Annotated in this window: 22 protein-coding genes and 7 pseudogenes; 17 read left to right on the top strand and 12 right to left on the bottom strand. The window is 56.6% G+C overall.

All coding sequences use genetic code 11. The annotated features are described in order from the left end of the window. Positions 1 to 147 precede the first annotated feature (147 nt). Positions 148 to 1005 carry a sterol desaturase family protein gene (locus tag RGCCGE502_RS32455; protein WP_016558465.1) on the bottom strand — a complete coding sequence of 286 codons (858 nt, stop codon included), beginning with the start codon at positions 1003 to 1005 and terminating at the stop codon, positions 148 to 150. Positions 1006 to 1397: 392 nt separating this feature from the next. On the opposite strand from RGCCGE502_RS32455, the pseudogene RGCCGE502_RS38505 reads away from it, so the two are divergent. Further along, positions 1398 to 1688 (top strand): annotated as a pseudogene (locus RGCCGE502_RS38505) (AraC family transcriptional regulator); the annotation flags it as partial. Positions 1689 to 2129: 441 nt separating this feature from the next. Here RGCCGE502_RS38505 and RGCCGE502_RS32450 read toward each other — a convergent pair. Next, a complete protein-coding gene (locus RGCCGE502_RS32450) occupies positions 2130 to 2591 on the bottom strand; it encodes a pseudoazurin (protein WP_016558464.1) in 462 nt (153 codons plus the stop codon). A gap of 391 nt (positions 2592 to 2982) precedes the next feature. Between RGCCGE502_RS32450 and ccoN the strand changes: the two genes are divergently transcribed. The 11 genes and pseudogenes from ccoN to RGCCGE502_RS39345 form a co-directional block, all read left to right on the top strand. Continuing rightward, the gene (gene ccoN, locus RGCCGE502_RS32440) at positions 2983 to 4593 is read left to right on the top strand and encodes a cytochrome-c oxidase, cbb3-type subunit I (protein WP_016558463.1); all 1611 of its coding nucleotides are present in this window, start codon (positions 2983 to 2985) and stop codon (positions 4591 to 4593) included. Between the two features lie 11 nt (positions 4594 to 4604). Next, complete coding sequence (ccoO, locus tag RGCCGE502_RS32435; RefSeq protein WP_016558462.1) at positions 4605 to 5336, top strand: cytochrome-c oxidase, cbb3-type subunit II; 732 nt, start codon at positions 4605 to 4607, stop codon at positions 5334 to 5336. Positions 5337 to 5344: 8 nt separating this feature from the next. Further along, entirely contained in the window at positions 5345 to 5497 is a 153-nt protein-coding gene (locus RGCCGE502_RS32430; RefSeq protein WP_016558461.1) for a CcoQ/FixQ family Cbb3-type cytochrome c oxidase assembly chaperone, read from the top strand. Position 5498: 1 nt separating this feature from the next. Further along, complete coding sequence (ccoP, locus tag RGCCGE502_RS32425; RefSeq protein ID WP_016558460.1) at positions 5499 to 6362, top strand: cytochrome-c oxidase, cbb3-type subunit III; 864 nt, start codon at positions 5499 to 5501, stop codon at positions 6360 to 6362. 149 nt (positions 6363 to 6511) lie between these two features. Continuing rightward, positions 6512 to 6793 (top strand): hypothetical protein, encoded by a 282-nt coding sequence (locus RGCCGE502_RS32420; RefSeq protein WP_141652462.1) that lies wholly within the window; start codon positions 6512 to 6514, stop codon positions 6791 to 6793. A 203-nt stretch (positions 6794 to 6996) separates the two neighbouring features. Beyond that, on the top strand, positions 6997 to 8571 hold the full coding sequence (ccoG, locus tag RGCCGE502_RS32415; RefSeq protein WP_016558458.1) for a cytochrome c oxidase accessory protein CcoG: 1575 nt from the start codon (positions 6997 to 6999) through the stop codon (positions 8569 to 8571). Then, entirely contained in the window at positions 8568 to 9062 is a 495-nt protein-coding gene (locus tag RGCCGE502_RS32410) for a FixH family protein (RefSeq protein ID WP_016558457.1), read from the top strand. The genes ccoG and RGCCGE502_RS32410 overlap by 4 nt, the downstream gene beginning before the upstream one ends. Beyond that, positions 9059 to 11302, top strand: a complete 2244-nt coding sequence (locus tag RGCCGE502_RS32405) for a cation-translocating P-type ATPase (protein ID WP_051158759.1) — start codon at positions 9059 to 9061, stop codon at positions 11300 to 11302. Before RGCCGE502_RS32410 ends, RGCCGE502_RS32405 begins: the two co-directional genes overlap by 4 nt. Before the next feature lie 29 nt (positions 11303 to 11331). After that, positions 11332 to 11481: a cbb3-type cytochrome oxidase assembly protein CcoS gene (gene ccoS / locus RGCCGE502_RS32400; RefSeq protein WP_016558455.1), complete on the top strand. Its 150-nt coding sequence runs from the start codon at positions 11332 to 11334 to the stop codon at positions 11479 to 11481. A gap of 450 nt (positions 11482 to 11931) precedes the next feature. Beyond that, complete coding sequence (locus RGCCGE502_RS32395; protein WP_016558454.1) at positions 11932 to 12615, top strand: OmpW/AlkL family protein; 684 nt, start codon at positions 11932 to 11934, stop codon at positions 12613 to 12615. A 94-nt stretch (positions 12616 to 12709) separates the two neighbouring features. After that, positions 12710 to 12917, top strand: a pseudogene (locus RGCCGE502_RS39345) (IS110 family transposase); the annotation flags it as partial. 257 nt (positions 12918 to 13174) lie between these two features. Here the strand turns inward: RGCCGE502_RS39345 and RGCCGE502_RS32390 are convergent. After that, positions 13175 to 13491: pseudogene (locus RGCCGE502_RS32390) on the bottom strand (IS630 family transposase); the annotation flags it as partial. Between the two features lie 366 nt (positions 13492 to 13857). Continuing rightward, positions 13858 to 15209: pseudogene (hemN, locus tag RGCCGE502_RS32385) on the bottom strand (oxygen-independent coproporphyrinogen III oxidase). Between the two features lie 257 nt (positions 15210 to 15466). Here hemN and fixL point away from each other — a divergent pair. The 3 genes from fixL to RGCCGE502_RS32370 all read left to right on the top strand — a co-directional run bounded on the left by fixL (position 15467) and on the right by RGCCGE502_RS32370 (position 18436). Next, a complete protein-coding gene (fixL, locus tag RGCCGE502_RS32380; RefSeq protein WP_051158758.1) occupies positions 15467 to 16984 on the top strand; it encodes a PAS domain S-box protein in 1518 nt (505 codons plus the stop codon). Further along, positions 16977 to 17597, top strand: coding sequence for a response regulator FixJ (gene fixJ, locus RGCCGE502_RS32375; RefSeq protein ID WP_141652474.1), 621 nt, complete (start codon positions 16977 to 16979; stop codon positions 17595 to 17597). The genes fixL and fixJ overlap by 8 nt, the downstream gene beginning before the upstream one ends. 149 nt (positions 17598 to 17746) lie before the next feature. Then, complete coding sequence (locus RGCCGE502_RS32370) at positions 17747 to 18436, top strand: helix-turn-helix domain-containing protein (protein WP_019280576.1); 690 nt, start codon at positions 17747 to 17749, stop codon at positions 18434 to 18436. Between the two features lie 302 nt (positions 18437 to 18738). On the opposite strand, the gene RGCCGE502_RS39035 is transcribed toward RGCCGE502_RS32370, so the two are convergent. Continuing rightward, entirely contained in the window at positions 18739 to 18999 is a 261-nt protein-coding gene (locus RGCCGE502_RS39035) for a hypothetical protein (RefSeq protein ID WP_016558449.1), read from the bottom strand. 246 nt (positions 19000 to 19245) lie between these two features. On the opposite strand from RGCCGE502_RS39035, the gene RGCCGE502_RS36115 reads away from it, so the two are divergent. Next, positions 19246 to 21015, top strand: coding sequence for a GNAT family N-acetyltransferase (locus tag RGCCGE502_RS36115; protein ID WP_016558448.1), 1770 nt, complete (start codon positions 19246 to 19248; stop codon positions 21013 to 21015). 23 nt (positions 21016 to 21038) lie between these two features. Here RGCCGE502_RS36115 and RGCCGE502_RS39340 read toward each other — a convergent pair whose 3' ends face one another. From RGCCGE502_RS39340 to nifB, 4 genes and pseudogenes are all read right to left on the bottom strand, one after another. After that, a complete protein-coding gene (locus RGCCGE502_RS39340; protein ID WP_439332356.1) occupies positions 21039 to 21395 on the bottom strand; it encodes a NifT/FixU family protein in 357 nt (118 codons plus the stop codon). A gap of 28 nt (positions 21396 to 21423) precedes the next feature. Continuing rightward, positions 21424 to 21729 (bottom strand): annotated as a pseudogene (locus RGCCGE502_RS32355) (nitrogen fixation protein NifZ); the annotation flags it as partial. 83 nt (positions 21730 to 21812) lie between these two features. Continuing rightward, positions 21813 to 22024, bottom strand: a pseudogene (locus RGCCGE502_RS36105) (4Fe-4S dicluster domain-containing protein). Positions 22025 to 22051: 27 nt separating this feature from the next. Next, positions 22052 to 23530, bottom strand: coding sequence for a nitrogenase cofactor biosynthesis protein NifB (gene nifB / locus RGCCGE502_RS32350; protein ID WP_016558446.1), 1479 nt, complete (start codon positions 23528 to 23530; stop codon positions 22052 to 22054). 564 nt (positions 23531 to 24094) lie between these two features. Between nifB and RGCCGE502_RS38490 the strand changes: the two genes are divergently transcribed. Next, positions 24095 to 24466 carry a hypothetical protein gene (locus RGCCGE502_RS38490; protein WP_244441848.1) on the top strand — a complete coding sequence of 124 codons (372 nt, stop codon included), beginning with the start codon at positions 24095 to 24097 and terminating at the stop codon, positions 24464 to 24466. A 21-nt stretch (positions 24467 to 24487) separates the two neighbouring features. On the opposite strand, the pseudogene RGCCGE502_RS38485 reads toward RGCCGE502_RS38490, so the two are convergent. From RGCCGE502_RS38485 to RGCCGE502_RS32335, 3 genes and pseudogenes are all read right to left on the bottom strand, one after another. After that, positions 24488 to 24832 (bottom strand): annotated as a pseudogene (locus tag RGCCGE502_RS38485) (GAF domain-containing protein); the annotation flags it as partial. 366 nt (positions 24833 to 25198) lie between these two features. Then, the gene (locus tag RGCCGE502_RS32340) at positions 25199 to 25498 is read right to left on the bottom strand and encodes a ferredoxin family protein (RefSeq protein WP_016558443.1); all 300 of its coding nucleotides are present in this window, start codon (positions 25496 to 25498) and stop codon (positions 25199 to 25201) included. Positions 25499 to 25510: 12 nt separating this feature from the next. Next, the gene (locus RGCCGE502_RS32335; RefSeq protein WP_016558442.1) at positions 25511 to 26818 is read right to left on the bottom strand and encodes an FAD-dependent oxidoreductase; all 1308 of its coding nucleotides are present in this window, start codon (positions 26816 to 26818) and stop codon (positions 25511 to 25513) included. Position 26819 lies beyond the last annotated feature (1 nt).

Genomic DNA, 26819 nt, shown 5'->3' with positions numbered 1-26819 from the left:
CTGCTTTGGCATGAAATAGCTTCCGATCTTGACGAGTGCTTCAGAGTCGGCTGCGGCAATTCGATTGGCTGCCCGCCCGCCATGCCGGGAGCAGAGGCCGTCCACGACACGAGGTCATTAATATTCGAAGCGCAAATCTCCACTCGTTCAATCCTGAGCCTCTACACCACTTCCGACGTTAGCTCTACGCCAGCGACGTCGATCAAATGGGAACATAATGTAATCGCGCGCGGTGAGCGGCTCGGACTGGTCCCGGAGGCCAACTTCCGGCCAATCATTCTTTTTTGGCCAGTATGCCGTTAGAAAAATCGTGTCCCAGATGGTTGTAAAGAACCCATAGTTTCGGTGCCGGTGATGCTGTTCCATAGAGTGGTGAATGCGGTGGAACTTATTGTCGCCAATGATGTATCGAAGCGGCCCAAGATTGATGCGGGTGCTGGAGTGTGAAAGATGAGCCTGGAACGTAATCAGGGTCATGGCGACAACGGGCACCACGCCAGATTCGAAGTGGATCAGTGCGAGTGGTAGTGCTACTAACGTTGCGTAAATGAGGGGCTCGGTAACGTGATGATTGCAATTCCATGCCGTCAATTCGCGGATCGAGTGGTGAGTAGCGTGCAGGCGCCAGAGGAATGGAACAGCATGCTGAGCGCGGTGCATCCAGTAGTAAAAGAAGTCGCCGGCGATCGCGACCAAGACCCCTGAAAGGACAGCCAATCCAGTGTTAATGATTGCGTTCTCAGACTGAAGCAATGTGCCGAAATTGATTGTTACGAGCGGCTTTACCCCTAACCAGACCAGGCTTACGGCGTAGAGGTGCCAGACGAACGCACCCAATCCGAGTCGAATGATCCAATTCCGGACGCCGCGCACGTACGAGGCAAAACTGTATCGATAAGCCGGAAAGGTTAGCTCCAGCGCGGCGCAAAAGGTAGCGAAGATCGAAACCAGCTCAAGCGACTTCACGAAGGACTGGATCATCTGATTAACATCGAGAACGTGCATGTGTTTGCTCCGGCGAATGCGCCGACCTCAGTCGGGGTCACTCTCATCTACGCGGTAGTCTTCGTCACGAGGGCTAGTCCAATAGTTATGTATCTCCAGCGCGGCCCGATAAAATTGGGTCGCCTTCCAGATCGAGATCCGCGCACAAAGCACGAATTGCACAAAGCCACGTCATGCAAATTTCCTTTTCAATGCATCCAAAGGTGATCAATCTCCCGGGGAACACTGCGGGGACACGTTATGCGGCATTCACGCAGAGTGGCAAAATCGATTGTTTGGATGAGATCCATCCATGCTCCAAATGGTTGGAGGAGTCCGATAGACGAGGTGGCTTGCGCGAGGCGATCAACTATGCGCCACAGAAGCCTAACCACCGCCGCCAGTCGATCGACGACCTATTGCCCAAAGCGGATCGTCAACGCCAGTTTGTAGGACGATCAGCAGTCACGGAAACCTCATCGGCGGGATACCCAATAATGGCCCCTCTGTCAGTCTCCGTGTAGCGATGGCACATGTTACGCAGGCACTGGCCGACGTGGTAATAAGGATGGTGCCTCACCGATTGTCGCATCTACTGAATAAGAAGCCTTGCCTGATTGCTCCCGGACATGTCCGCCGCCGGAGAGTTCATGTGCGCCAATATCAACCAGCCGACTACAAAGCCAATGGTGGCAGATGGCAGCTGTGACGGCGGCGCCTTGCCCGACCCGGAGGAGATTGCGGACGTGGGGCTTCCGGTGAGGTAACGCCGATCGGGATCATCGATGCGTTAATCTGCGAACTGAGGTATTGGATGCTCTCTGACATCAAGACACTGCAACGCGGCCAAGCTCCCCGGCACAAGCGCAAGTCCCGCTACAAGCCACCAATTCCGACGACAGCGAAAAGACGACGGTAGAAAACAGCTGTCAAGTTCCGCAACAGAGGCGGGCAGCTGTTTCCGAGAGGGTTCAGCGACGTCAGACCGATCTCTTGTCAGCGGAAGCCGCAAGCTCTAACTCTGGTGCCTCCGGTTTCTAACTCAACCGGCCGCGCGCGAGTGCGGAGCGAGGCAGTGCCGTGTCAGCTATATACATAGCTCTCAAGCTCCTCATTGCGACTTTACAAGGGTTGTTGCAAGCAATCTATTGTTCGCTCGGCCCTTTCTTATCTGCACGCATGAGGTGGGCATCAAGGCGCTTGCGCGCTAGATTTGGAAGTTTAGCAGTCTTAATGGCGTCGAGATTGGCCGGGTTATCGCCAACTTCAATGAGGGCCACCATTCCCATACTTGCATGCGGCGCGCATTTCACGACGTAGGCGCCCGGAATGTCGAATTTTGCCCGATATTCTTCGTTTGCTTTAGATTTGAATTCGGCCGCCCCGTTGGGGATCAGGTCTTCGAATGTTTCGACATTGTGGCCCTTGTCAACGGGAATGAAGGTGACGTTGTCGCCGGGTGCAATCTTCACGAACCCCGGTTCAAAGACCATTGCGCCGTCGGGGCCTTTGTTGAGCATCCGGATCTGGTAATCCGCCGCCACGAGTGGCATCGCCGAAAAGGCCAAGGCTGCCGTTGCAATGATCGGACCGATTTTAAAACGCATTTGTTATCTCCGTTTGGAGGCCGAATAGCCATCAGCCCCCGACTTTAGGTGGAGATCGGCAGATATTCTTTGAGATTGAGCAAATTCCGAATCATATTTTGAGGGTGGACAGCAAGTAAGCTCGCACTCTCTCCTCTCGGACGCAGTCTCCCTGCGCATCCACCTGTCCCGGCTCGATAGTCGATGAGCACGCTCGGAATGGCGACCCTCACGCAACAGCCATCGGCTTGATAAGCGCACTGTCTTTTGACCAAGTCAGCAAAACGAGAAAACTGTAGCGTTCGTTGATACAGATCAAGGACTTGTTTCCCTTCTCGTGGGAACTGTTCCCCAAAGCGGCAAGAAAGACGGCTGTCCATGGCGCAGTCATCTGCGGCTTGGAGGCCATGACATGAATTACCCCGCTGAAACCGTGTTGGTTGCGGTCGGCGCTTTCTTGGCACTGGTTGGTGCCGGGGCCGCTCATGATCAGCTTTTTGCGGCCCACATGGGGGTCCTGTTCTTCTGCCTCCTGGCGGGCACGGTGCTGCTGCTGCGGGTTGATTCGCCAAGTGGAGCTCGCGCCAAGGCCGGATCGGGGGCCTATTTTGACGAGGTTATCCGGTATGGATTGATCGCCACCGTCTTTTGGGGTGTGATCGGCTTCCTGGTGGGTGTCGTCATCGCCCTCCAACTGGCCTTTCCTGGTTTGAATATCGCGCCACATTTTAACTTTGGTCGGCTCCGCCCCGTTCATACCTCCGCCGTCATTTTCGCGTTTGGCGGCAATGCTTTAATAATGACTTCCTTCTACGTCGTGCAGCGCACCTGTCGGGTCCGCCTCTTCGGCGGCAACCTCGGCTGGTTCGTATTTTGGGGCTACCAGCTCTTCATTGTCATGGCCGCGACCGGTTACCTCCTTGGGATCACTGAGGGACGAGAATATGCGGAGCCAGAATGGTATGTCGACATCTGGCTGACGATCGTCTGGGTCGCCTATCTCGTTGCATTCCTCGGAACGATCCTGAAACGCAACGAACCGCATATCTACGTTGCGAACTGGTTCTATCTGAGCTTCATCGTCACGATCGCTATGTTGCACGTCGTAAACAATCTGGCGGTGCCGGTCTCTTTCCTCGGTTCGAAGAGCTATTCGCTTTTTTCGGGCGTGCAGGACGCTCTAACCCAGTGGTGGTACGGCCATAACGCGGTTGGCTTCTTCCTAACTTCCGGCTTCCTGGGCATGATGTATTATTTCGTGCCGAAGCAGGCCAACCGTCCGGTCTATTCCTACCGCCTGTCGATCATCCACTTCTGGGCCCTGATCTTCATGTATATCTGGGCTGGGCCGCATCACCTGCACTATACGGCGCTGCCGGATTGGGCGCAGACGCTCGGCATGGTGTTTTCGGTCATGCTCTGGATGCCTTCATGGGGCGGCATGATCAACGGTATAATGACTTTATCGGGCGCATGGGACAAGATCCGCACAGACCCGATCATCCGCATGATGATCATGGCAATCGCCTTTTATGGGATGTCGACCTTCGAGGGTCCGATGATGGCGGTTAAGACAGTCAATTCCCTCAGTCACTACACGGAATGGACGATTGGCCATGTTCATTCCGGGGCGCTTGGCTGGGTCGGCATGATCACTTTCGGTGCGATCTACTATCTGACGCCGAAGCTCTGGGGTCGCGAGCGACTTTACAGCCTTCGCATGGTCAACTGGCACTTCTGGCTCGCCACCCTCGGCATCGCCATCTACGCCGCCGTTCTGTGGGTCGCCGGTATCCAGCAGGGTCTCATGTGGCGCGAGTACAATACTCAAGGCTTCCTGGTCTATTCGTTCGCGGAAACTGTCGCAGCGATGTTCCCTTACTACCTCCTGCGGGCGCTCGGCGGTGGCCTCTATCTGGCCGGCGCCGTGGTCATGGCTTTCAACGTCGCCATGACCATCCGCGGAAACCGGCGCGAAGAAGCCGTCATCCCCGGAGCGTTCAGCGCCCACGCCGGCGAATGAGGCAAAACAAGATGTCCATCCTGGAAAAACATCAGATCCTTGAGAAAAATGCCACGCTGCTCCTCGTTGGGTCCCTCCTGGTTGTGAGTATTGGCGGCATCGTTGAGATCGCGCCGCTGTTCTATCTCCAGAACACGATCGAGAAAGTGGAGGGCATGCGCCCCTATACGCCGCTCGAGCTCGCCGGACGAAACATCTATATCCGCGAAGGATGCTATCTCTGCCACAGCCAAATGATCCGGCCATTTCGCGACGAGGTTGAGCGCTACGGCCACTACTCGCTCGCGGCTGAATCGATGTATGATCATCCATTCCAATGGGGTTCGAAGCGCACGGGGCCTGACCTCGCCAGGGTGGGGGGTCGCTATTCGAACGAATGGCATGTGCAGCATCTGACCGATCCGCGCGCCGTCGTCCCGGAATCGATCATGCCAAGCTACGCCTTCCTCAAAGAAAGGGAGGTGACAGTTAAGAACATCGGCATGGATCTGAAGGCCAACGAAGACGTGGGTGTGCCCTATACCGACGACATGCTGGCGCACGCCGAAGCCGACATGCGCGCCCAGGCCGTTCCAAACGCCAACACGGCCGGTTTGCTTGCCCGCTACCCGGAAGCAAAGGTGGGTAACTTCGACGGCGAACCCTCAAGACTGACGGAGATGGATGCATTGGTCTCGTACCTCCAGATGCTCGGCACTCTGGTTGATTTTTCGACGTACGACGACGCGACGGGATATCGATGAGGGTCACTATGGAAACTTACAACGCAATGCGGCACTTCGCCGACAGTTGGGGACTTCTGGCGATGGCGGTGTTCTTTGTGGGCGCGCTCTCTTTCACCCTCCGTCCCGGCAGCAAACAGATCGCCGACGACACCGCGATCATACCGCTGAAGGATGAATGAGATGCCGGAAAAACACGTTGACGACATCAGCGGCGTCGAGACGACGGGTCACGAATGGGACGGAATTCGAGAACTCAACAATCCCATGCCGCGTTGGTGGATCTTCACATTTTATGCCACCATTCTGTGGGCGATCGGTTATGCATTCGCGTACCCGTCGATACCGATGATCAAAGAAACTACTAAGGGCTTGCTCGGCTTCTCCAGCCGCGCGGAGCTGCAGCAGCAAGTGCGACTGGCGAGGACTGTTCAGACGCAGTTCGAGCAGCAGATCGCCGCAAAGACCGTAGTGGAAATCGACGCGGATCCGTCCCTGCGCGAGTTAGCCATCGCAGGCGGTGCGTCTGCCTTCAAAGTCAACTGCGCCCCGTGCCATGGTTCGGGTGCGACAGGTGGGTTGGGTTTTCCTAACCTGAACGACGATGATTGGCTCTGGGGCGGCGATCTTACGGCCATTCAACAGACTATCGCTCACGGCATCCGCTTTGACGAAGATCCAGAGACGCGCGTGTCGGAGATGTCCGCTTTCAGTGACGTGCTCGAACGCCCGCAGATACGCCAGGTTGCCGCTTATGTGTGGGGACTGACTAACACACCTTCCAATCCGGCATTGGCGGAAGCTGGAAAGCAGGTTTTCATCGACAATTGCGCCGTCTGTCACGGTGAAGATAAAAAGGGCAAGCAGGAGATGGGTGCACCGAATCTCGTCGACGGCATCTGGCTCAAAGGGCGAGGGGAGGAGGCGATCATCCGCCAGGTAACTGCGCCTAAGCACGGCGTCATGCCGGCGTGGTCGGCCCGGTTGGGCGACACCGTGGTAAAGGAAGTCACAGTGTTTGTTCATTCGCTGGGCGGGGGGAAATAGGAAGAAAGAAGAACAGTCAACCATATCACAATCCTCTACACCTCCTATGTTTGACGCCGTGCGGTTGATCGCCAACGCATTTGCGATCAAGCAACGCAGTTGCCTTTGGCGGGGCAAGAAGGCCACCGCGAAAAGCTAGAGCGCGTCCGTTGAACGCGGACCTGGTGACATCTGGCGTGCTTGATAATTCCCTGCCTTCGAATCCGGAGGTATGGATGGCACGAGCACTGAGTGACGATCTTCGCAGCCGCGTTTGGCTGCTGCCCAAGATGGGATGTCGGCGCGCTTTGCGGCGAAGCGATGCGGGATCAGGTTTCGTCGGCGATGCCTGGATCGCGAACGCACGGCATGACAACCAGTTTTCGGCAGCCAAAGCCCGATTAAATTGGATGCGCTTTAGAAAGTTTCATCGCGAATTTGATTTCGATTAAAGACCGCAGATCACAAGACGATATTATCCGCGGCTGGAAGACGTCCCTGCGGTTTCTCACCGTAGTTCTTCCGAGCCACGCTCCCGTCGGGAGCGTGGCTCTTTCTCGGGTTGAGCCGACGGCTGTTCGGCTCTCCTTGATTTACGTCAAGAACGCTCGGCTCGTCGAATGCGAGATGAGGATCATCAATAGGATAGTAAGCGATGAACCTCGACGTTGCTCCCGGCCCACCTGACGATCGCGTCGAACCGTTCGACGTCGAAAAGGTCAGCACCCGGCGCAGGCGTCAGCCACTTTATGCGGCGCGAAAGAAGGTGTTTCCGAAGCGGGCGAAGGGTCCGTTCAGACGGTTCAAATGGATCGTCATAATCATCACGCTTGGTGTTTATTACATTTCACCGTGGATCCGTTGGTACCGCGGGCCCTATGCTCCGGATCAGGCAATTCTCGTCGATCTGGCGTCCCGCCGCTTCTTCTTCTTTTTCATCGAGATCTGGCCACAGGAATTCTACTATGTCGCCGGTCTATTGCTCATGGCTTGCTTCGGCCTCTTGCTGGTGACATCTGCGGTGGGAAGAGCATGGTGTGGATACGCCTGTCCGCAGACCGTCTGGGTCGATCTAATGCTTGCCGTGGAGCATGCGATCGAAGGCGATCGTCATGCGCGCATCAAACTCGACGCAGCGCCCTGGACAATGGACAAGATCGCGAAGCGGGTTGCCAAACATTTCATATGGCTCCTGATAGGCGCTGCTACAGGTGGCGCGTGGATCTTCTATTTCGCGGACGCGCACTCCCTGGCTTCCGCCCTGTTCAAAGGCGAAGCGCCAGCCGTTGCCTACGCAACCCTCGCCGTTCTCGCCTCGGCCACCTACGTTCTCGGCGGTCTGATGAGGGAACAGGTCTGCACCTTCATGTGTCCTTGGCCGCGCATACAGGGCGCTATGCTCGATGAAAACTCCCTTGTCGTCACCTATAACGACTGGCGCGGAGAGCCTCGTTCGCGCCATGCTAAGAAGGCCCAGGCATCGGGGCGACTGATCGGCGATTGCGTAGACTGCAGTGCCTGCGTTGCGGTCTGTCCCATGGGAATCGACATCCGCAATGGCCAGCAGATGGAGTGCATAACTTGCGCCTTGTGCATCGATGCCTGCAATAGTGTGATGGACAAGCTCGGTAAGCAGCGTGCCCTGGTCTCCTATGCGACACTGAGTGAGTATGCGGGCAACGTCATTCTTGCGACCGATGGCGGAAAGAACGCCGTGCAGCCGAATCTCATCCGACACGCTGACGGAAGCTTTGTTGAGGGGATCCGGCACTTCAACTGCTGGGCGATCTTCAGGCCGCGTGTCCTTTTTTATGCGGCGATTTGGGCGTCGATCGGAATAACCCTGCTCGTGCATTTGGCGCTCCGGGAGCGGCTGAGACTGAACGTGGTTCACGACCGGAATCCACAATATGTGCTGGAGTCGGATGGCTCGATCCGTAACGGATATACGCTTCGCGTGCTCAACATGGTGCCGATACCGAGGAAGATCGATATCCGGCTCGAGGGCCTCGATGGCGCAACGATGAAAATCCCAGAGCTCTCCACCGCGGAGGGCCGGCGCTTCAGGATTGAAGCGGACCCGGATGCGGCCACCACGTTCAAAGTGTTCGTAACGCGACAAGCCAAGGATGCCACCTTCAGCGAATTCCGATTTGTCATAGAGGATGGAAATCATTCGGATCAGGCAACCTACCACGCCGCCTTCAACACGCCGGGAGCACCAAAATGAGGAACCAAGGCGCCGTTCATCGCACCTTTACCGGCCATCATATGCTGATCGCCATGGCCTCATTCTTCGCCGTGGTGATTGGAGTGAACGCTGTGATGGCAACATTCGCGTCTAGGAGATGGAGCGGCCTTGTGGTTGAAGATACCTACGTGGCAAGCCAGGAATTCAACAGTAAAGCCGCGGCGATGCGCGCAATGGCTGCCACCGGCATTTCGGGAAACCTCTCTCTCAGCCGTGACGGCATCCATTACGATGTTAAAAATCGCGACGGGTCGCCGGCAACGGTCCAGGATGTGACGTTGACGTTCAGGAGGCCGGTCGGCGACCGCGAGGATTTCCAGCTCGCACTCACGAAGAAGAGCGAAGGCCGGTTCGAAGTGGAACATCACGTTCGATCAGGCGACTGGATCGTTGAAATTATCTCACGGAACAAGGATGTCACGGTGATGCATGAAGCCGTGCGCATCGATATGGCGGATTTCGGGCTATGACGTGCTGTACCATGGATGCGGAAGTCATCATGGCCTTGGGCAGCCATTCGCTTAGTGCCGAGGAGATCGCGCTGGCCAGCCACCCGCTTGCAAACGGATTGCGTCAATTGGTCCTCAGTGTCCCAGACGTGCGCTGCGCAGTCTGCATTTCGACGATTGAGCGGGCTTTGTGCAAACTTCCCTACGTGAAAAGCGCGCGGGTCAACCTGACGGCCCGGCGGGTCAGCTGCACCTATGTCGAGCGACAGGGGGATGTCGTCGTCGATCCAACAGGTATCCTGTCGGCGATTATGGCCGAAGGCTATCGCGTATATGTCTTTACTCCCACTTCGGCATTGGACCAGACCGATACCCAGCGCGACCAACTGTTGAAGGCTGTCGCTGTCTCGGGCTTTGCAGCCGCAAACATCATGCTGCTGTCCATATCTGTCTGGTCCGGCGCGGAAGCGGCGACCCGCGACCTGTTCCACTGGATCTCGGCGGCGATCGCCGCCCCGGCGCTTGCCTACGCCGGACGTTTCTTTTTCCAGTCCGCCTGGGACGGCTTGAAGCACGGGCGCACCAACATGGACGTGCCAATCTCGCTCGCGGTCATTCTATCCTATGCCGTATCGCTTTGGGAGGCTATCCACCACGGCGAGCACACCTGGTTTGACGCCTCCGTGTCGCTGTTGTTCTTCCTGCTCATCGGCCGCACGCTCGACCACATCATGCGGGAAAAGGCGCGAGCTGCCGTCAATAATCTGGCAAGACTTGCGCCGCGCGGCGCCCGCGTAATAGCCGCCGATGGCAGCAAGCGCTACACCGCCGTAGAGGATATCGGCATTGGTGACAACATCTTCATCGTTGCGGGCGAACGTTGCCCGATCGATGGTGTCGTGACCGCCGGCGCGAGCGAGATGGACCTTTCCATCGTCACCGGAGAAAGTACCCCGGTCGCCGTTGCGGACGGCACGGAGGTGAGATCGGGTGCGATGAACCTCATGGCTTCGCTGACTATTCGCGCCACGAAGACGGCGGAAAATTCGCTACTTGCAGAGATCATTAATCTTATGGAGGCGGCAGAAGGGGGAAAGGCGCGCCATCGCAGGATAGCCGACCGCGCCGCCGGTCTTTATGCTCCGGTGGTTCATTTGATCGCGCTGGTTTCCTTTCTTGCCTGGGGATTTTTTGGCGGGGATTGGAAGCTCGCCATGCTTATCGCGGTCGCGGTGCTAATCATTACCTGCCCCTGCGCGCTTGGCCTTGCTGTGCCAGTCGTGCAGATCGTTGCCGCAGGGAACCTGTTTCGCCGCGGCATCGTGATCAAGGACGGTTCCGCTTTAGAACGCCTCGCGGAAGTCGATGCTGTCGCGTTCGATAAGACCGGCACGTTGACATTTGGCCGGCCACGTCTCCTTGAGGTGGTGGATGCAGGACCAGAGGAAACGGCGATCGCAGCCGGTCTTGCGGCGCATTCGCGCCATCCGCTCTCTCAGGCATTGCTGAGTAGCGCCGGTAGCAACGCGCGCCGGTTTGACAGCGTTGTCGAGGTTGCGGGCGCAGGCCTGTGGGTCGATACCGCCGACGGCCTGTATCGTCTAGGCAAGATCGAGTTTGCTTGTTCCAATCCGACCCGCGAAAAAAAATTGAGTGGTTCGCTTTCCGAGGTTGTGCTGTCGAGGAACGGCATCATACTTTCCCGCTTCTACTTTGAAGACACGCTTCGACCGGGAGCGGCTGGCGCCATTCGGGACCTCGGTCGTGCGGGGCTGCAAACGATGATCTTTTCGGGCGATCGGAAAGCCGTCGTCGAAGCGACGGCACGGGCATTGCATGTGGACCGGTCAATTGCGGAATTGAATCCGAAGCAGAAAGTGGAAGAATGCGCCCGTTTAAGCGAAGCGGGCAGCAAGGTGATGATGATTGGCGACGGCATCAACGACGCGCCCGCGCTGGCGGCAGCGCATGTGTCTATGGCTCCCGCGACCGCCTCCGACATTGGCCGGCAGGCGGCAGACCTCGTCTTCCTGAGCGACTGCCTCGACGCTGTTCCCGAAGCCATCCTGATCGCTCGTAGAACGGCCGCTTTGATCCGCCAGAACTTCGCGCTTGCCATCGGCTACAATGTATTGGCCGTCCCGGTCGCTATCGCTGGCTATGCAACGCCTCTCATCGCTGCCGTGGCGATGTCAACGTCTTCGCTCATTGTCGTGACCAATGCGCTGCGGCTCAACGGCTGGAAACGGCCAGGAAAATGAACACTTGAAGTCGAGGTTTCCTCGCTACCATGAGCATACTGATCTATCTTATTCCGCTCGCATTGTTTATGGGTGCGCTTAGCCTGCAAGCATTTTGGTGGTCGCTGAAGAGCGGGCAGTACGATGATTTGGAGGGTGCTTCATGTCGTATATTGGCCGATGATGACGATGCTCCGTGACCTGCAAGCAGAAGCGCCTAGCCTTGCTGGCGGTAGCATGAGATTCGTCGCTGCCGCAGCTGGTGCTGTTCGATTTTAGAGTCCCTCATATTTTATGCTTGGCCGACCTGAAGCGTATGTCACTCAGGCTAGCAACCGCGGTGGTTGAAAGTGCGAATATCAGCGCGGGCCTTTTCGTGCATAATTTTCAATTGCCTATATTTCGCAGAGGCGTGGACAGGACGGAATCTCGACATACGGTGATTTGCCATCAGGTCAGCATCTGTGCGCCGGAAGTGGAAATGCGCGTAACGCTGATATCGGAAATGATCGTCGATTAGCGAGCAAATGAGAAATATCAGAGGCTTCGCTAAGACTCTAGTTTTCATATGTGATCCAGCTCAAATCACCACGCGCCAAACGGTGCTATCTCTCTCGACCGTTACGAGATTCGGATCAAAGGAGAGGAAAATGATATCCAGCAACATCGTCCGCGCCATCATGACCGTCACAGCTTTGGTTGCCGCCTGTACCGCGGAAGCGGCGGATATGGCGACCGCTCAAGGTGCGGCCCCTGCCGCTGCTGCAGGGGCAGAGCCGAGTCCGTGGCAGATACGCTTGCGGGCACTTGACGTGATCACCAACGACTCTGGCCGCGTCGACGGATTGCCGGGTTCGGACCTTTCCTTTTCGAATACGGTCATACCGGAATTCGACATCTCGTATTTCTTCAGCGATAATATCGCTGCGGAACTGATCCTCGCCACAACTTACGCCAAGGTTTATGGCGGTGGCTCGATTTCGGCGCTCGACGAGGTCGGCAAGACATGGCTGCTGCCGCCAACCCTCACCTTACAATACCATTTCACCGATTTCGGCACTTTTCGGCCCTATGTCGGCGCCGGCGTCAACTATACGCTGTTCTACAACCAGTCCGGCAAGAGTGCCCGCAGCCTTGATGTAAAGAACACCTTTGGCGTCGCCTTACAGGCCGGTTTCGATTATATGGTCGACGACCATTGGGGCTTGAACTTTGACGCCAAGAAAATCTTTCTGAGACCCGATTTCGATGCCAATGTCGGCGGCGCCGGCGTCAGCGGCAAGGCCAAGCTCGATCCATGGCTAATCGGCGCCGGCGTCACTTACCGTTTTTAATCCGGTGAAGTTCTGGGCGGTTAGAGCACGTCCATTTAATCGGGTCATATCGGGCTGCTACGAAGTAGTTTGCGCATTCCTGCGGTTCGTTGGTCCGAGACAACACAGCACAGGCGGCAAAGCTCGGCTGCTTGGGATATCCAAGCGCGGCAACACCTATCTGCGTACTTTGCGGCATTGCAGCGCTTTCAAAGAGCGAAACGCCCATGGGATGATGGCTGGAGGCAATGATCAAGAGAGGTATGCATCCTAATGCCGTGGTAGTGGCGTTGGCCAATAAGCTGGCACGTACGCCGCTTTAAACAGATACGCTTTGAACGCGCCTAACCTGCTAGCGACGGCATAATCAGGCCAATTTGCAGAAAGGATCGTGAAGTTGGCCTGACAGTTGAGCGGCGGTTGGAAAGCCCAATTAAAAAAATGCAGGGGTGCCGACGGTCTTATTGGGCTCTGAACGACCGGATGTCCATCTTGGCCATGGGACCGTCTACCTTGACGCAGACTGATCAGAACGCTGTAAAATCCTCTTGCAGACGGGTGGGCCATACATTTTTTAACAGCCCCGCTTGCGAAGCCACACATCAAGAGCACTACGGCCGATCGATACAGACTTATCGGTGCGCAAGCGCAGAACCATCTCCTTGAGCGTGATGTCATCGATCAGGCCGATTAGAAATGCCTCATTCGCATCCAGCTGGAGCCAGAACGCCGGCCTTGTTTGTCTGCGGTCAATTGACGGTGTCATGCATTGGCTATCCAAACAATAGCCGTCGAAAATCACAATTCCAAACCGCGCCGCCGCCGTGCGTACAGACATCCCGTCTGCAGAGCCGCCAGAACACGGCTGCGAAGTTCGTCGCTTAATGCACATGACATTTATCTCGCCGGCAGGGAATCACGGCACAGCACCTGCCATCAAATTCCGATTCCGCGTTCAGCGAAAGCGCGCTAGAGTACCAATTTTGGTTCTACCTTTTCCTCAAAGCAACGAAGTTACAGGATATCGACCTGTTCCAGATGATTGTGCGCAGGCGCACAGCGGATGCCGATGACTCTCCTACCTTGTCTTGAGCTGGGTAAGGGATCTCTTGTCTCATTCATGCCGGTCTTCCACTTAAAGTAACAGTTCGCGATGTCTTGTGAATTATTTCATAGTTCTCAACACAAGAGATCAACCCCGTTGATAAGTTGGGCAGGTTGCGAACCAGAGCCGGCATGGTTGCGGCAGTGCGGAGAGCAACGTCAAGCCGTCTTGCTGCAGTTCCGCGCCGATTGCAGAAGATAAGAATCGAAAGCGGCAGCAACGGCGCGGATCAGAAATCGCCCTTCTTCCCGTAAACGTATGACACCGCCCGCGTTTTCAAGAATTCCATCGCTTTCTAGCATGGTGAGCCTGTCATTATCGTCGAGAAATGCGCCAGAATCGAAGCCATGTTCGGCCGCGAGGGCCGGGATGTCGACTTGGAAGTCGCACATCAGGCGCTCGATGACGTTTGCTCGTAGCCGATCCTCGGCCGACAAGCGATAACCTTTCATTGTCGCAAAACGCCCGGATGCGATCGCCTGCGCGTAGCGACCGGGGAGTGCCTCATTCTGGACGTAGCCGTCTGCCATGCGGCCAATCGCCGATGCACCGAAACCGATGAGCGTTTCACAGGCATCGGTGGTGTAGCCCTGAAAGTTGCGATGCAGTTGGCCGTTTGCCTGTGCACTGCTAGGCTGTCTCCCGGCAAAGCGAAATGGTCGAGCCCAATGCGGCGATAGCCGGCTGCAAGAAGATTTTCCGCGATTGCCTCCGCCTGGGCAACACGGCTTTCCGCGTCGGCGAGCGCTCCTTCGTCGATCATTCGCTGACACTTCTTGAAGGAAGGTACGTGCGCATAGCCGAAGACTGCGAGACGGTCAGGACGCATCTCGATTGCGACCTTAGTCGTCTCGATGCAGGATTCGACCGTCTGGTGCGGCAGACCGTAGATGAGATCGAAATTGATGCTGTCGACGCCCGCCCGACGTAGGCGAGACACCGCCTGCATCGTCTGTTCATCGCTCTGAGTCCGGTTGATCGCCTTCTGCACCACCGGATCGAAGCTCTGCACCCCGAGGCTTGCACGGTGAACCCCCGCTTCCCCGAGGACCGCCGCCATCTCCTGCTCCAGAGTCCTTGGATCGATTTCCAATGCGATCTGGCTAGTACTGGTGAAGTCGAAATGCTCCTGCAGGAGCCCAATCAGGCCCAGCATTTTTTTCGGCCCCATGATTGTTGGCGTTCCTCCACCGAAGTGCAGATGATCGATATTGAGTGGCGCCTTCGTCCTGGCAGATACAAGGCATATCTCCTCTCGCAGCATTTGCAGGTAGTTGAGGATCGGCTGGTCGCCGCGGGCGACGGTCGTATGACAGCCGCAATACCAGCACATCGACCGACAAAACGGTATGTGCACGTAAAGAGAAGCCGCCTTCTCCGGAGGAATGGCGGTAAGCCAGTCGTCATAGGTGCTGGTGTCAATAGCGGGTGAGAAGCACGGCGATGTCGGGTAGCTCGTATAGCGAGGCAATCGCTCCTCGCCATATTTTGCAACAAGAGCCGATTGCATTTGAAATCCTTCTTTCGGGAGGGTGCTCGGGCATTGTGTCGCATTCTAGGTGCGCGCGTCGCTTGGTTCGTTGATCGAAAACAAGGAGTGCTGCGGACTTCCGGTGATTTATGCTCCGCGGTCGAGCGCGGACATATAGGCAAATGGCGGAATGACTGATGGCAGCTGTATGGTCTATGAAAAGCATGGGACTCAATTGCGCTCTGCCAGTCGAGAGGTGGCGTAGCCAGGTTACTAATCCTATGGTGGATCATGGAATGCATTCACAAAGCGTTGGTGGGAGAATGCGATTCGGCAGGATGATCGTCAAGTGGCGAGACAAGCCGGTCGCGACCTGTATTATCATCACCGCGTCTCCATTGGTTATTCTTGCACTGAGATTGGCACTTACGGAGCTTGTTGGCGACAGGCTTATTCTGTTTTCGTTTATCCCTGCTATTGTGATCGTCGCAACAGTCGGCGGTTTGAAGCCAGTCGCGCTTACCGCCGTGGCGTCGCTTGCCGCAGCTATCTTTGTTCAGCGATTGCATAATGCGGTCGATCCGACTGGTGTTGAATTGGCCTTCTTTGGCGCGTCGGTGTTTCTGGTTGCTTGTCTGGGAGAGTCACTCCAGGCGACGAGACACGCCGTTGTCAGGATAGAAACTCTCGCGGCAGCCCGCGATGCGCATCTGAGATCGATCCTGGACACATTGCCCGACGCGACGGTGGTCAGTGCGGCCGATGGCACGATTGTTTCCTTCAATGCCGCCGCCGTCCGGCAGTTCGGGTATGAGGAACAGGAAGTCATCGGCGAGAACCTGCGAGTATTAATGCCTGAACCTTATCGAGGCGACCACGACGGCTATATGCAACGGTACCTTAGAACCGGCGAGAAGCGCATCGTCGGCATCGATCGCGGTGTCGTCGGGCGCAGGAAGGACGGATCGACGTTTCCCATGAAGCTAACCGTGGGTGAGATGAAATCGAGCGGTGAACTGTTTTTCACAGGCTTCATCAGAGACATGACGGAGCGAGAAGAATCGGCCGCTCGTTTCGAACAAATTCAGGCTGAATTGGCGAGATTGGCCCGCCTGAGCGAAATGGGCGAAATGGCATCGACGCTCGCGCACGAGCTGAACCAACCCTTGTCTGCGATCGCAAATTACGCTCAGGGGTGTACGAGGCTTTTGCGCGATATGGACAACTCCCTGGCAACGAGATTGCGAGGGGGCTTGGAAGAGATTGCGAGCCAGTCTTTACGGGCGGGAGAGATCATCAAACGTCTTAGGGAGTTCGTCACGAAAGGCGAAACGGAAAAGGCACCCGAAGACATTCGCAAACTGGTGGAGGAAGCGGGCGCTCTGGCACTAGTGGGTTCCCGCGCGAACGGCGTCATAACTGTGTTCGAATACCTACCCGGTGCTGAAATGGTAATGGTCGATCGTGTTCAAATCCAACAGGTCCTCATCAATCTGATGCGAAACGCCATCGAGGCGATGCGCCATGTCGATTATCGCGAGCTCACGATCCGCACGATGCCCACCGATGCGGGCGAAGTCGCCGTCATTGTGGAAGACACCGGCGGAGGCATTCCGGATGAAATTGCCGCGGAGCTCTTCAAGCCGTTCGTCACGACCAAGGCAAGTGGAATGGGCATCGGCCTTTCGATCTCGAAACGCATTGTCGAAGCCCATGGTGGTGAAATGACAGTCTCGAAAAATGCGGCTGGCGGAGCTACGTTCCGGTTCACGCTGCCCGCCTATGGGGAAGGACGAACGGGTGGAGATAACTGACTACACAGTTCATATCGTCGATGACGAAGAGCCGGTGCGGAAATCGTTTGCCTTCATGCTGGCCATCAACGGCTATGCCGTGAAGTTGCATCAATCGCCCGCCTCGTTTCTTTCCTTCGCCCCGAGCATCCATAATGGAATTCTGGTGACTGACCTCAGGATGCCGGAGATCTCGGGTCTCGATCTCATCAGGCAACTCGGTGTGAAAAAGATCCCCATCCCTTCTATCGTGATTACCGGACATGGCGATGTAGCGATGGCAGTCGCGGCCATGAAAGCAGGCGCAGTCGACTTCATCGAAAAGCCTTTCGAGGACAACGTGATCATAGAGGCAATCGAACGAGCGTCAGAACATCTAATCGTTCCAGGGGCCAAGGCCGACGGGATCACGGACATTCAAACGCGCCTCCAAACCCTGAGCGAGAGAGAGCGCCAGGTGCTCTGCGCCGTGGTGGCCGGTTTTCCGAACAAATCAATCGCCCATGATCTCGATATCAGTGCCCGCACGGTGGAGGTGCATCGCGCCAGCGCGATGTCAAAAATGAAAGCAAAAAACCTCCCACATCTCGTGCGCATGGCTCTCGTGGCCGGCTTCGGCCCTTCGCGGTGTTGATCTCGCGCAATCCCCGTCGTGCCGCAGGCCTGGGGACTCGCTGGTGCAAACCGCACGGGATCTCGTCTAAGTAATTTCCCTTAGTGAGTTAACCGAATTTTTCACCGTGGCAAGAACTGCCAATCTTCCTTGGCCATGGGGAATACGAGATGTATGCCACTTTCAAACCCGCAGCGCAGAGTACCGTAATGCCGGAGAACTTTGCGCGGCCACAATTTCCGGGGGCGCACCTCGTTGCGACATATAAACGCGGCCGAGTGATATATGCCGAAGGTGATAGCGTGGATAAATGCTATCAGGTTTGTGCCGGAGCTGTCCGTGTATACGGCCTCATCTCGGACGGACGGCGGCAGGTTGTTTCCTTCCATCTCGCAGGGGAGACATTCGGCTTTGAAGCGGCCTCAAAGCATCGCTTTTTTGCCGAGGCTATCGCCGATACTAAAGTAATCGTGTTTGCGCGGCATCCTATCCAGGAGCATTCGCCGGACCTTCTTGCACTTGCACTGGGCGGCATGAAGCGCGCTCAGGAACATCTGTTGGTTATCGGGCGGCAGTGTGCGGTTGAACGCGTCGCGGCATTCTTGATGGATCTCTCCAACCGTATGGGTGGTGTTCGTCAGGTAAGATTGCCGATGTCGCGACAGGACATTGCGGACTATCTCGCCCTGACAACCGAGAGCGTATCGCGTGCCATGACCGAGTTGAAGGAGCGGAAGGTGATTGCCCTGCGCCATGTGAGGACAGTCGACATCATCAAGCCGGGCGCTCTCCGTTCGCTCTGTCATCAGGCTTTGCCGCGAACTCGTGCCTCCATTACGCCGGCCCTCGGATGCCTTTGATCCGTGTAATGGAGCAGTGCTGAAACGCCTTTAGGAGGGAAGAAGGGGGAATTTTTGTCAAGAAGATGTCAAAACTGGAATGCCTGTGCGTTATCGCTCGACTGGCGCTACTATCACCGCTATGGGGTCTGCTAGGACCGGCTTGGCCAAATCTAGGGACACGCAGTCACCTTAGTGCTGCTTCCGGACTTGTGCCTTGCCCAATCGTCGTCCCGGCGAAGGGCTCCGGGGGCTGATGGTGGTGCCCGGTCGCTTAAGGTGGTAATGCCGGCGCTGCCGGTGGCCGCCGCCACCTCGGCCAATCACCTCGCCGGCCCGAACTTTCGCTTGGCTACCGTCGCCTCTACATCGCAACCGATGCCTACTCTGCCGGCCGGCGCGGCATCGTACGTCTCAGCCAGCGCGCAGGCGAGTCCGGGATCCTCGCTTTGGTGTTGCGGCCGCAGCTCGGTAACTTCAACGACGATCTGCGTCATCTCGGCCCGGCCCACCTCGCGGCATGGCTCGGCGATCAACTCGTCCCCGACGATGAGGCTCAGCGGCCTTCGACGGGTGTCCGACAATTTATGTCTGTTTTGGCGAATTTAGGAGGCTTGTTTGGCCTGGCCTCCTCAATGTTTTCGCTAAGTAACTGAAAGGAAATCTCAGCGCCAAAATACAAATTGGCATGAACTTTGCTCCCCGTCGAGAGCCGGCGAAGTTGCTTGCCAGACCGACCTCTTGGAAGAGCACGTTACTCGCCAGCGGGACGGTGCGGCTTAAGTGCGAAAATGCAAGCTGTGTTTCGGTGAAGTCGGGGGACCTAGTCAATGACCTTTACCTCGTCCATTTCCATCCCAGATCGACCCGCCCATCAGGCGCGGGGGATATTTTCTCACCTGGTCGACAGCATCGACCGCAGCCAGGCAAAACGCCCGCTTGGGATTGTCAGCGATTTCGTCGCCGAGCAACTCCCGCACCATATTGCGCAGATCAAAGGGAATGAACGGCCAGATGAAGCGGTTAGGGCGCTTGGGCAGCGCATCAACGCGATGATACGGGGAACAGACTGTGAGGCGCAGCTAATAAATCTGCCCCAGTCCGACTTCGCAGTGGCTAAGACAGACATTCAGTATCTCGTCAATTGTGCTTATCAGTTGTCCGCGTTTGCCGGCCTCAATCCCGTCGATGCGGAGTTGACGGTAGGAGAACCGTTGATGCGTATTGCACAATTAAGTCGTCAGCGGCAGCCTAGCATTGATGTCCTCTCCTATGAAGACATGATCCTCACCAACCCAGTGGAAAGCGATCCTCGCGTATATTGCCTCGGTTCAGCTGGGGTCGAGGAGCGCGATTTTTGCCTCGGCCATCAACTTATTGAGGGTGACTTACAGTCGGCAATAGAAGCTCTGCTTGAGTTGCGAGACACGGTCGCGGCAGATGCACGCAAGTGTCTATCGCTGTGCATGAAGTCTCTGGAGTCAGCCATTGATGTTTTGGAACGTTTTTATGAACATATGTCGCACGATCTTTTCGGCCAATTTCGCATGTTCTACGGAAAGAACCCTTACAAGGATAGGCTTGGCCCAAGCGGTCGTTTCTCTGCCCGCGTCGTGGCGGTCTCGGTTCTACTGATCGGCGAAGAGCTGTTGCGCCAGAAGCCGCAATTCTACAAGGATGTATATCGGTTGTGGGAATATTATCCTCAAAAATGCATTGACGACGTATTTCGCTGGTTATCACCAGACAAGGTACGCGCGAGAACCCAGCCAAGCTGGCTTGAAGGGAAAACGCCTTTCCCTAAGCTCGCAACGGTCTCGTCCATCGTGGAGCGCCAGAGCAGCGAAATCCGAGAGCTGCACGCGTCCTGTGTTTGTGCGCTGGATCGGTTTACCCGGATGCATCGTCGTGCGGCCCTGAAATATACGGTAGGGCCGGGTCTCCCAATTGTTGGAGTTGATATGTCGGAAAGGATTGAGGATGTGTTGTCGCAGCGGCTGTTAGGGAGCGCACCAAAGCTAGAGGTGGCATTTTCCTCGATCAAGCATATCTCCGACATCAGGCGAAAATGGTCAATATCTCAAGCCGAGGTGGTCTTTCGCCGATTCGAGGTAGGAGATGCTGAAGATGTATGGCGGTTGCATCGAAGCGCATCCGACGCTGTTGGTGTACATGTGCCGGAAGGGGCATGGGAGGATGATTTACGCAATGTAGGTGACGTATATCTAGCATCAGGCGGAGATTTTGTAGTTGCGCATATTGGAGGCCAACTCGTCGCTATGGGTGGACTGAAACCTGCCGAGGATAATGTTGCAGAGCTGAAGCGGATGCGGGTCGATCCCGCCTTTCAACGACGAGGGCTTGGAAGAAGAATACTTAGTGAATTGGAGCTGCGCGCCGCTGCCCTAGGTTTCAAGTGCATAATGCTCGAAACAACAACCATCCAAGTCGGTGCTCAAATGATGTATGAGACGTCTGGCTATAGCCGCCGCGGTGAGGGGATGTTGCATGGGTATGCCGTGATTTTCTACGAGAAGCGGCTCGCCAGCCAGGATGACTTGTTGATTTCTGTTGAGAAGCGACCCGGGAATTCAGACTGATGGGGTTGTCTAGCCTTACTGCGTCATAAATTGCGGATTTGCCGCGGGCTGTCCATGGGCCTTGTACAGCACGGACATCGTTGCAGGCGGTTGGCCAGGACGGATGGTCGGGATTGAGGTCGGGACGTGCCGCTCTGGTCGGATCGGAGGATCCGCGGGTCGATAACCGTCGGGGCCGATCCTAGTTCGAGCAGCGCGTGGGTTGTCTTCTGCTGATGCAGAAACTGCAGGTTCAGGTGAAGGCCCTTGAAATGCATGTTTTCATCTATCCAGCTGCATGGATGCTTCTCCGCCCCACAAGTCATCAGTCTCAGGGTCGGCTCTTCGAGATCCTTCTTGGGAACGTAAGCCGACAGGCCGGCGCTCGTTCTGCGGATCATTACCTTCATGTCGGAATTCTTTCCTTGGGGGGGGCACGGCGGTTTCAGTAGCACCCGAAGCCGCGGGTTTGTCGAGGCTTATTAGTTCGCGCGCGCGCATGCCGACGACAGTGCCGCGACCGACCCATTCGACGGCATAGATGTAAAACTGCTGCAGAAAGGTGCCGATGTCGCGCACATAGCCTTCGTCGCCCTTCCGCACCAGATTTTCGCCGATATTTTTGCCACCATAGCTCCCGTCATTCTTGACGTGGAGTGTGGCCCGCACCCGCTCGCCCGGTATAAATTGTGGAGGCTTGCGGATTTCGACCTCCTGTTCACGTCCAAGGCCCATGACCGTTCCTCCTTTTGCGAGCTGCAGGATGTCAATAAAGGCGTTCAAGGCTGCTCCGCAGGAGCCCTCGACCATGCCGGCGATTAAAATGAGGGTGCGCCGGCAACGCGGGTCTTCGGCCCCGGAAAGATCGCGGCGCATTGCTGGGTTTCGAAGGCTTCCTTGCATTCGGTGCACTTGTCCGGATCGATCACGTAGCTCGCGCGCTTGAACTTGATCGCGCCGGAGGGCATTCGAACTCGCTAGCACCGCACTGGGTGCAGTGGGATACGATGATCCTGAAGGCCCTTTTCAACTCTTGAGATTGTTAGAATAAGATCGCTCACGCCGTCGCCGCTACCGGTTCGATCCCAAACTCGGCGGCGTAAAGGGCGCCGATGGCGGTCTCGATGTAATCATAGCCATAAGCGTCCGTTGCTCGGACTCCAGCCTCCATGAGCTGATTCCTAGGGCACTCCCCGATCTTGGCGCATAACACGACGTCAATGCCCTCGAGCGCAGCGATGATGCCGTCGAGGGTGGCTTCCTCGCCCTCGCCTCCAAGGCAATACTGCTCGACCTTGCGATGCGCGACGTAGGTGATCCCTTTCGGCGAAGCTTCATATACCTGGAATTCCTTCGCGTGACCGAAGTGCTCGTTGATGCGGCCGCCGCCCTTCGTCGCCACTGCGACCTGGAGAGACCCGCCGCGGGCTGCCTTGACTATTTCGGTTGCCCCGTCCTTGGCCGTCACGTGATCGCTTCGTTCGCGCGCGACCACTTCCCGATAGGCCTCGCGCTTGCGGGCGTCGTACGTGATCTCGCCGGGAATCTGGTCGAGAGTGAATTCCTGGCCGCGATCATCGCCGAGCAGGCCGACTGCATCGGCCCGGCACTGCCGGCAATGGCGCATCAGCTTTGCGCCGCCTTCGAGGCGATCCTGAAGCGCCTTCAATTCCAGCGCCCGTGGGCCACGCTGCCCGGTCAGGCCGTAGAAGGTGCCGTGGGCCGGATCGGAAATCAGCGGCATAACGTTGTGCAGAAACGCGCCCCGCTCCTTGACCCATTTGTTCACCTCTATCAGGTGCTCATCGTTGACGCCCGGAATCATCACCGAATTAACCTTGGTGAGGATGCCGTGCGCGGTCAGCATTTCCAGGCCTAGCATCTGCCGCTCGTGCAGGATTCTGGCTGCTTCGATGCCGGTGTAGCGGCGGTTGTCGTAAAAGATCCAGGGATAGATCCTTGCGCCGATTTCCGGGTCGACCATGTTGATAGTGATTGTCACGTGATCGACATTCATCTCCACAAGCTCGGCGACGTGATCCGGCAGCGCAAGCCCGTTGGTGGAGATGCACAGCTTGATGTCGTGGATCTCCATGGCAATTCGTTCGAACGTTGCCTTTGTCTTCGTCCAGTCGTAACAGGCATCGCCCGGTCCGGCGATGCCGAGCACGGAAAGCTGCGGCACTTCGTTGGCGACGGCAATGACTTTGCGTAGCGCCTGGTCCGGCGTCAGCTTTTCTGAGACCACTCCAGGCCGGCTCTCGTTGGCGCAGTCATATTTACGGTTGCAGTAGTTGCACTGAATATTGCAGGCTGGTGCGACCGCAACGTGCATGCGCGCGAAATAGTGGTGGGCTTCTTCCGAATAGCAGGGATGATTCTTGATCTTCGCCCAGATCGCCTGGTCGATGTCGTCCGGGTTTGTGGAGGCGCCGCAGGATGAGGATGTGCACCCACCGGATTTCGAGGTCGCCAGCAATTGATCCAAGGATGTCCTGCTGGCCAGGCTCTCAAGCGAAATCATCGGTGTGGACATTGAAGACTCCGTTGGTAGGTAACGTCGCATCTCAAATCGCAAAAGCGATGCCAACTTAAAGAATGGTTTTGTACCAACGTGTGCTGATCATGACCGATGCGCCCCAATCGAGCATTCCGATTGACATGATCTTCCACGGCCGATCAATGAGCCTGTTCCAAGCGCGGCAGCAGTGATCGACGATATCGTCGTAGTCAAGACGCGGTTCGACACCCAGGTGTCTCTCATGAACTGCCTTCTCGAACGTTTGGCACAATAAGTCGGAAATTAGCTGTCTGGGTTCCCATGACGAGTCGGCGTCAATGCTCGCCGGTATACTTCAACATCTTTGGGTTTTCTTGCCCCATTCCGTCCGTTTGTTCGGACACAGCTTTGTCAGGCTCTCGACAATGGACAGCGATTGGTCGTGAAAGCCACCGACTTCAAGCATACAAAATGCAAGAAGGGCAAAATGTCGAGGATACGAGCCGCATTGGCCTGAACTCAGCCAGCCTTCTCCATCGCCTCGATCAGCCGGTCCCGTTCCGTCAGACGCAACCCCATTGCGGGATCGGATCACACGCCTTGACGGACGATGCGTCGTCCTGCGACGCACCGATGTATCGGCTCGAGCGCGGCGATGCAGTCAGCATCACATTATTCTGGGCAAGGTCATCAATGGTATTGCCGCAGTGCGACCCGTGGACCCCTTTTCCAGAGGAGAGTAAAGAAAGGCACTGGCTGTTCTTGCAGGCTAAATCCGACGACCTGCGTGAGGGCAGGACTTTTCCCGACAATCCCGTCGATTTTGATGTGAGGATGCCGGCCCGGGGCGCTCCTTTCCGCGATGAGCGACTTCTCGGGTCTCTGTTGTTCTTCGATAAGCCGCTGACCCTCCTGGCTCAGAATGCGATGAAGTTGAATTGTCCGACCGACGAGGTTGGCGACCATGGTTAAGAAGCATACGTCCTCGTCGGAGGGGAAGATCGTGGTGCCGTTCCTGACACGGTCGATCGCCAATGTGCCAAGAATTTTGTCCTCAGCCTTTACCGGGACGCCAATGAATGTAATTGGGACCGTGCCGCTGCTCCAACGCGTTTGAAGATCAGCCTGAAATAATTTGGACTTACTAACATCCTGTATAACGAGGGGCACGCCCGTTGTCACAATATGGTCCATTAGCGCTTCTGGTATGACGCTGCGAGCGCTCGATTGAGAGGGACGGGGGATGTCGGCGGTTGCGGCAATCTCGGGCTGTCCTTCCGCGGCCGGGACAACGATTGCTCCGTGCCGTATCTGCAGAAAGGAAGAGAGAAGGTTCACGACATTGGCAAGCGTGATCTCTAGCCGGGCCGGGGCAGTCAGAACCTTCGATACTTCGTAGACTATGGGATGCCCGCTTAGCGCACAGGTTTAGCAGGTAGTGCAGATAGAGGTTCTACTCCATCGTCCGATCGCACGGGCTGTTTGCGAGTATTCATATGAACCTTAATGCGGATTTTCAAGCTTCTGACATGGATCTTGCAAAACTGCTGCGGCTTTGGCTGCAAATCGCGATGCTGGTTCGAGGCCCTTGAGTCAATGACGCATGGCGCGTCGCTCCTGGCTACATCCACACGCCTGGATCGCCCAGTTGGTAAAGCTCGGCCACATCGACTGGACATCAATCAGACGGCGCATTGCAAGCGGTTATCCGAACTTAAACAGAACACCGAAGCCGCCTCTCGGGTAATTCCACTCGATCTCACCACTTGTCTCGCAAAGTACTCTGCACGTGCCGCACTCCATGCACCCGTCGGCGGTGATCTCGACTTGGCCATGATCATTCAATTCATAGCACTTGGCCGGGCACACACTTGTCAGGGCGTAGAGATTTACGCTCGGCCGCTGATGCGGTCGCACTTTAATGTGCGGGCGTCCTGAATCGACTACGTAGCGGTTTTGGTAAAGCTTATCCTCTACGCGTATGTTGGTCACTGCAACCGTCATCTCATCTCTCCTTCAGCGCCAGGCGCGCACCAATCGGACGGCGTCACTGACCAGCCCCAAGCGCGAGCGCGCCTTGATGAAGGCGGCCATGGTCGCCCGTTCCTTCTCTATCTTCGGGGTGCTGTCCACTCGCATGAAGTTCTGCGCGGCCTGCGACAGCAATTTTGGATAGGTTGTGAAGAAATTGCGGGAATTGGTGTGCAGCAGGGCCGGCATGTCCTTGTATTTGCGCAAGTCTTTGATGACGAAAGACTTTTCCAGCATCGCCTTGTAAAGGCCGAGGTTCTCCTTGATCATCGGCTTCTTGCGGTTCTTGATCTGGACGATAGCTTCGCCGGCGATGCGCCCCGACGTCATGGCGAGATTGGATCCCTCGCGGTGCACGGCGTTGTTGAGCTGCGCCGCGTCGCCGACGACGACCCAGCCGTTGCCAAAGAGCGGCGGGATTGCTTTGTAGCCACCTTCCGGAATGAGATGAGCGGCATATTCCTTGACTTCCGAACCCGCGATCAGCGGCTTGACCGACGGATGGTTCTTGAACCTTTCGAGCAGGTCATAAGGGCTCTCCATTGTCGCCGCGAATTCGGAAACGAGGCAGCCAATGCCGATCGAGATCGACTCTTTGTTGGTATAGAGGAAGGCGAGCCCGGCCATGTTGCGGGAGATAGTGCCAGCTGCCTCGATGACGCAGCCTTCGTTGGCCTTGAGGCCGAACCGCTGGTCAATCACCTCTTCGGCCAGGAAATGCATTTCCTTGACGGCGAGCGCCACGGTTTCGGGTTTTGGCGTTTCACGCAAGCCCGCCCGCGTGCCGAGCAGTCCGTTGACGCCTTCTGCGAGAACGACCACGTCCGCAAGGATCGCGTCGCCACCGCGGTCGGTGCGGACGCCGATCACCTTGCCCTTTGCGTCGCGGGCGAGTTCCGTCACCGTCGTCTCGCATAGAAGCGTCGCTCCGGCTTCGCGCACCTTGCGCGAAAACCACTTGTCGAACTGGGCGCGAATGACCGTGTAGCGGTTGGGCCTCGACTCGTTGAAGTCATCCGACCGGTATTGCATTCCGACGTGGGATGTGTCGTCCATCATCCAGAAGCGCTGCTCGACGAGATGCCGCTCGAGAGGCGCATCATCTCGGAAATCCGGGATGATTTTCTCCAGCATGTCCGCGTACATGATGGCGCCCTGGACGTTCTTGGAGCCCGGATACTCGCCGCGCTCTAACTGCAGCACCTTCATGCCGCGGCTTGCCATGGTGTAAGCAGCTGCGTTGCCGGCCATGCCGGCCCCGATAACGATGGCATCGAACTTCTCCTCGGTCATG

The sequence above is a fragment of the Rhizobium grahamii CCGE 502 genome (assembly GCF_000298315.2).
GTDB classification, from domain to species: domain Bacteria; phylum Pseudomonadota; class Alphaproteobacteria; order Rhizobiales; family Rhizobiaceae; genus Rhizobium; species Rhizobium grahamii.
The sequence above is the reverse complement of the archived record's forward strand: the minus strand, read 5'-3'. Positions and strand labels throughout refer to the sequence as shown.

Coding starts and splice junctions, on each gene's coding strand:
- RGCCGE502_RS32430 (WP_016558461.1), top strand. CDS start 5,345: ATGGAAACTTACAACGCAATGCGGCACTTCGCCGACAGTTGGGGACTT.
- nifB (WP_016558446.1), bottom strand. CDS start 23,530: ATGTCCACACCGATGATTTCGCTTGAGAGCCTGGCCAGCAGGACATCC.
- RGCCGE502_RS32340 (WP_016558443.1), bottom strand. CDS start 25,498: ATGACGGTTGCAGTGACCAACATACGCGTAGAGGATAAGCTTTACCAA.
- RGCCGE502_RS32395 (WP_016558454.1), top strand. CDS start 11,932: ATGATATCCAGCAACATCGTCCGCGCCATCATGACCGTCACAGCTTTG.
- RGCCGE502_RS36115 (WP_016558448.1), top strand. CDS start 19,246: ATGACCTTTACCTCGTCCATTTCCATCCCAGATCGACCCGCCCATCAG.
- RGCCGE502_RS39340 (WP_439332356.1), bottom strand. CDS start 21,395: ATGATCCGCAGAACGAGCGCCGGCCTGTCGGCTTACGTTCCCAAGAAG.
- ccoN (WP_016558463.1), top strand. CDS start 2,983: ATGAATTACCCCGCTGAAACCGTGTTGGTTGCGGTCGGCGCTTTCTTG.
- RGCCGE502_RS32370 (WP_019280576.1), top strand. CDS start 17,747: ATGTATGCCACTTTCAAACCCGCAGCGCAGAGTACCGTAATGCCGGAG.
- ccoS (WP_016558455.1), top strand. CDS start 11,332: ATGAGCATACTGATCTATCTTATTCCGCTCGCATTGTTTATGGGTGCG.
- ccoG (WP_016558458.1), top strand. CDS start 6,997: ATGAACCTCGACGTTGCTCCCGGCCCACCTGACGATCGCGTCGAACCG.
- ccoO (WP_016558462.1), top strand. CDS start 4,605: ATGTCCATCCTGGAAAAACATCAGATCCTTGAGAAAAATGCCACGCTG.
- ccoP (WP_016558460.1), top strand. CDS start 5,499: ATGCCGGAAAAACACGTTGACGACATCAGCGGCGTCGAGACGACGGGT.
- RGCCGE502_RS32405 (WP_051158759.1), top strand. CDS start 9,059: ATGACGTGCTGTACCATGGATGCGGAAGTCATCATGGCCTTGGGCAGC.
- RGCCGE502_RS32335 (WP_016558442.1), bottom strand. CDS start 26,818: ATGACCGAGGAGAAGTTCGATGCCATCGTTATCGGGGCCGGCATGGCC.
- RGCCGE502_RS32450 (WP_016558464.1), bottom strand. CDS start 2,591: ATGCGTTTTAAAATCGGTCCGATCATTGCAACGGCAGCCTTGGCCTTT.
- RGCCGE502_RS32410 (WP_016558457.1), top strand. CDS start 8,568: ATGAGGAACCAAGGCGCCGTTCATCGCACCTTTACCGGCCATCATATG.
- RGCCGE502_RS32455 (WP_016558465.1), bottom strand. CDS start 1,005: ATGCACGTTCTCGATGTTAATCAGATGATCCAGTCCTTCGTGAAGTCG.
- fixL (WP_051158758.1), top strand. CDS start 15,467: ATGCATTCACAAAGCGTTGGTGGGAGAATGCGATTCGGCAGGATGATC.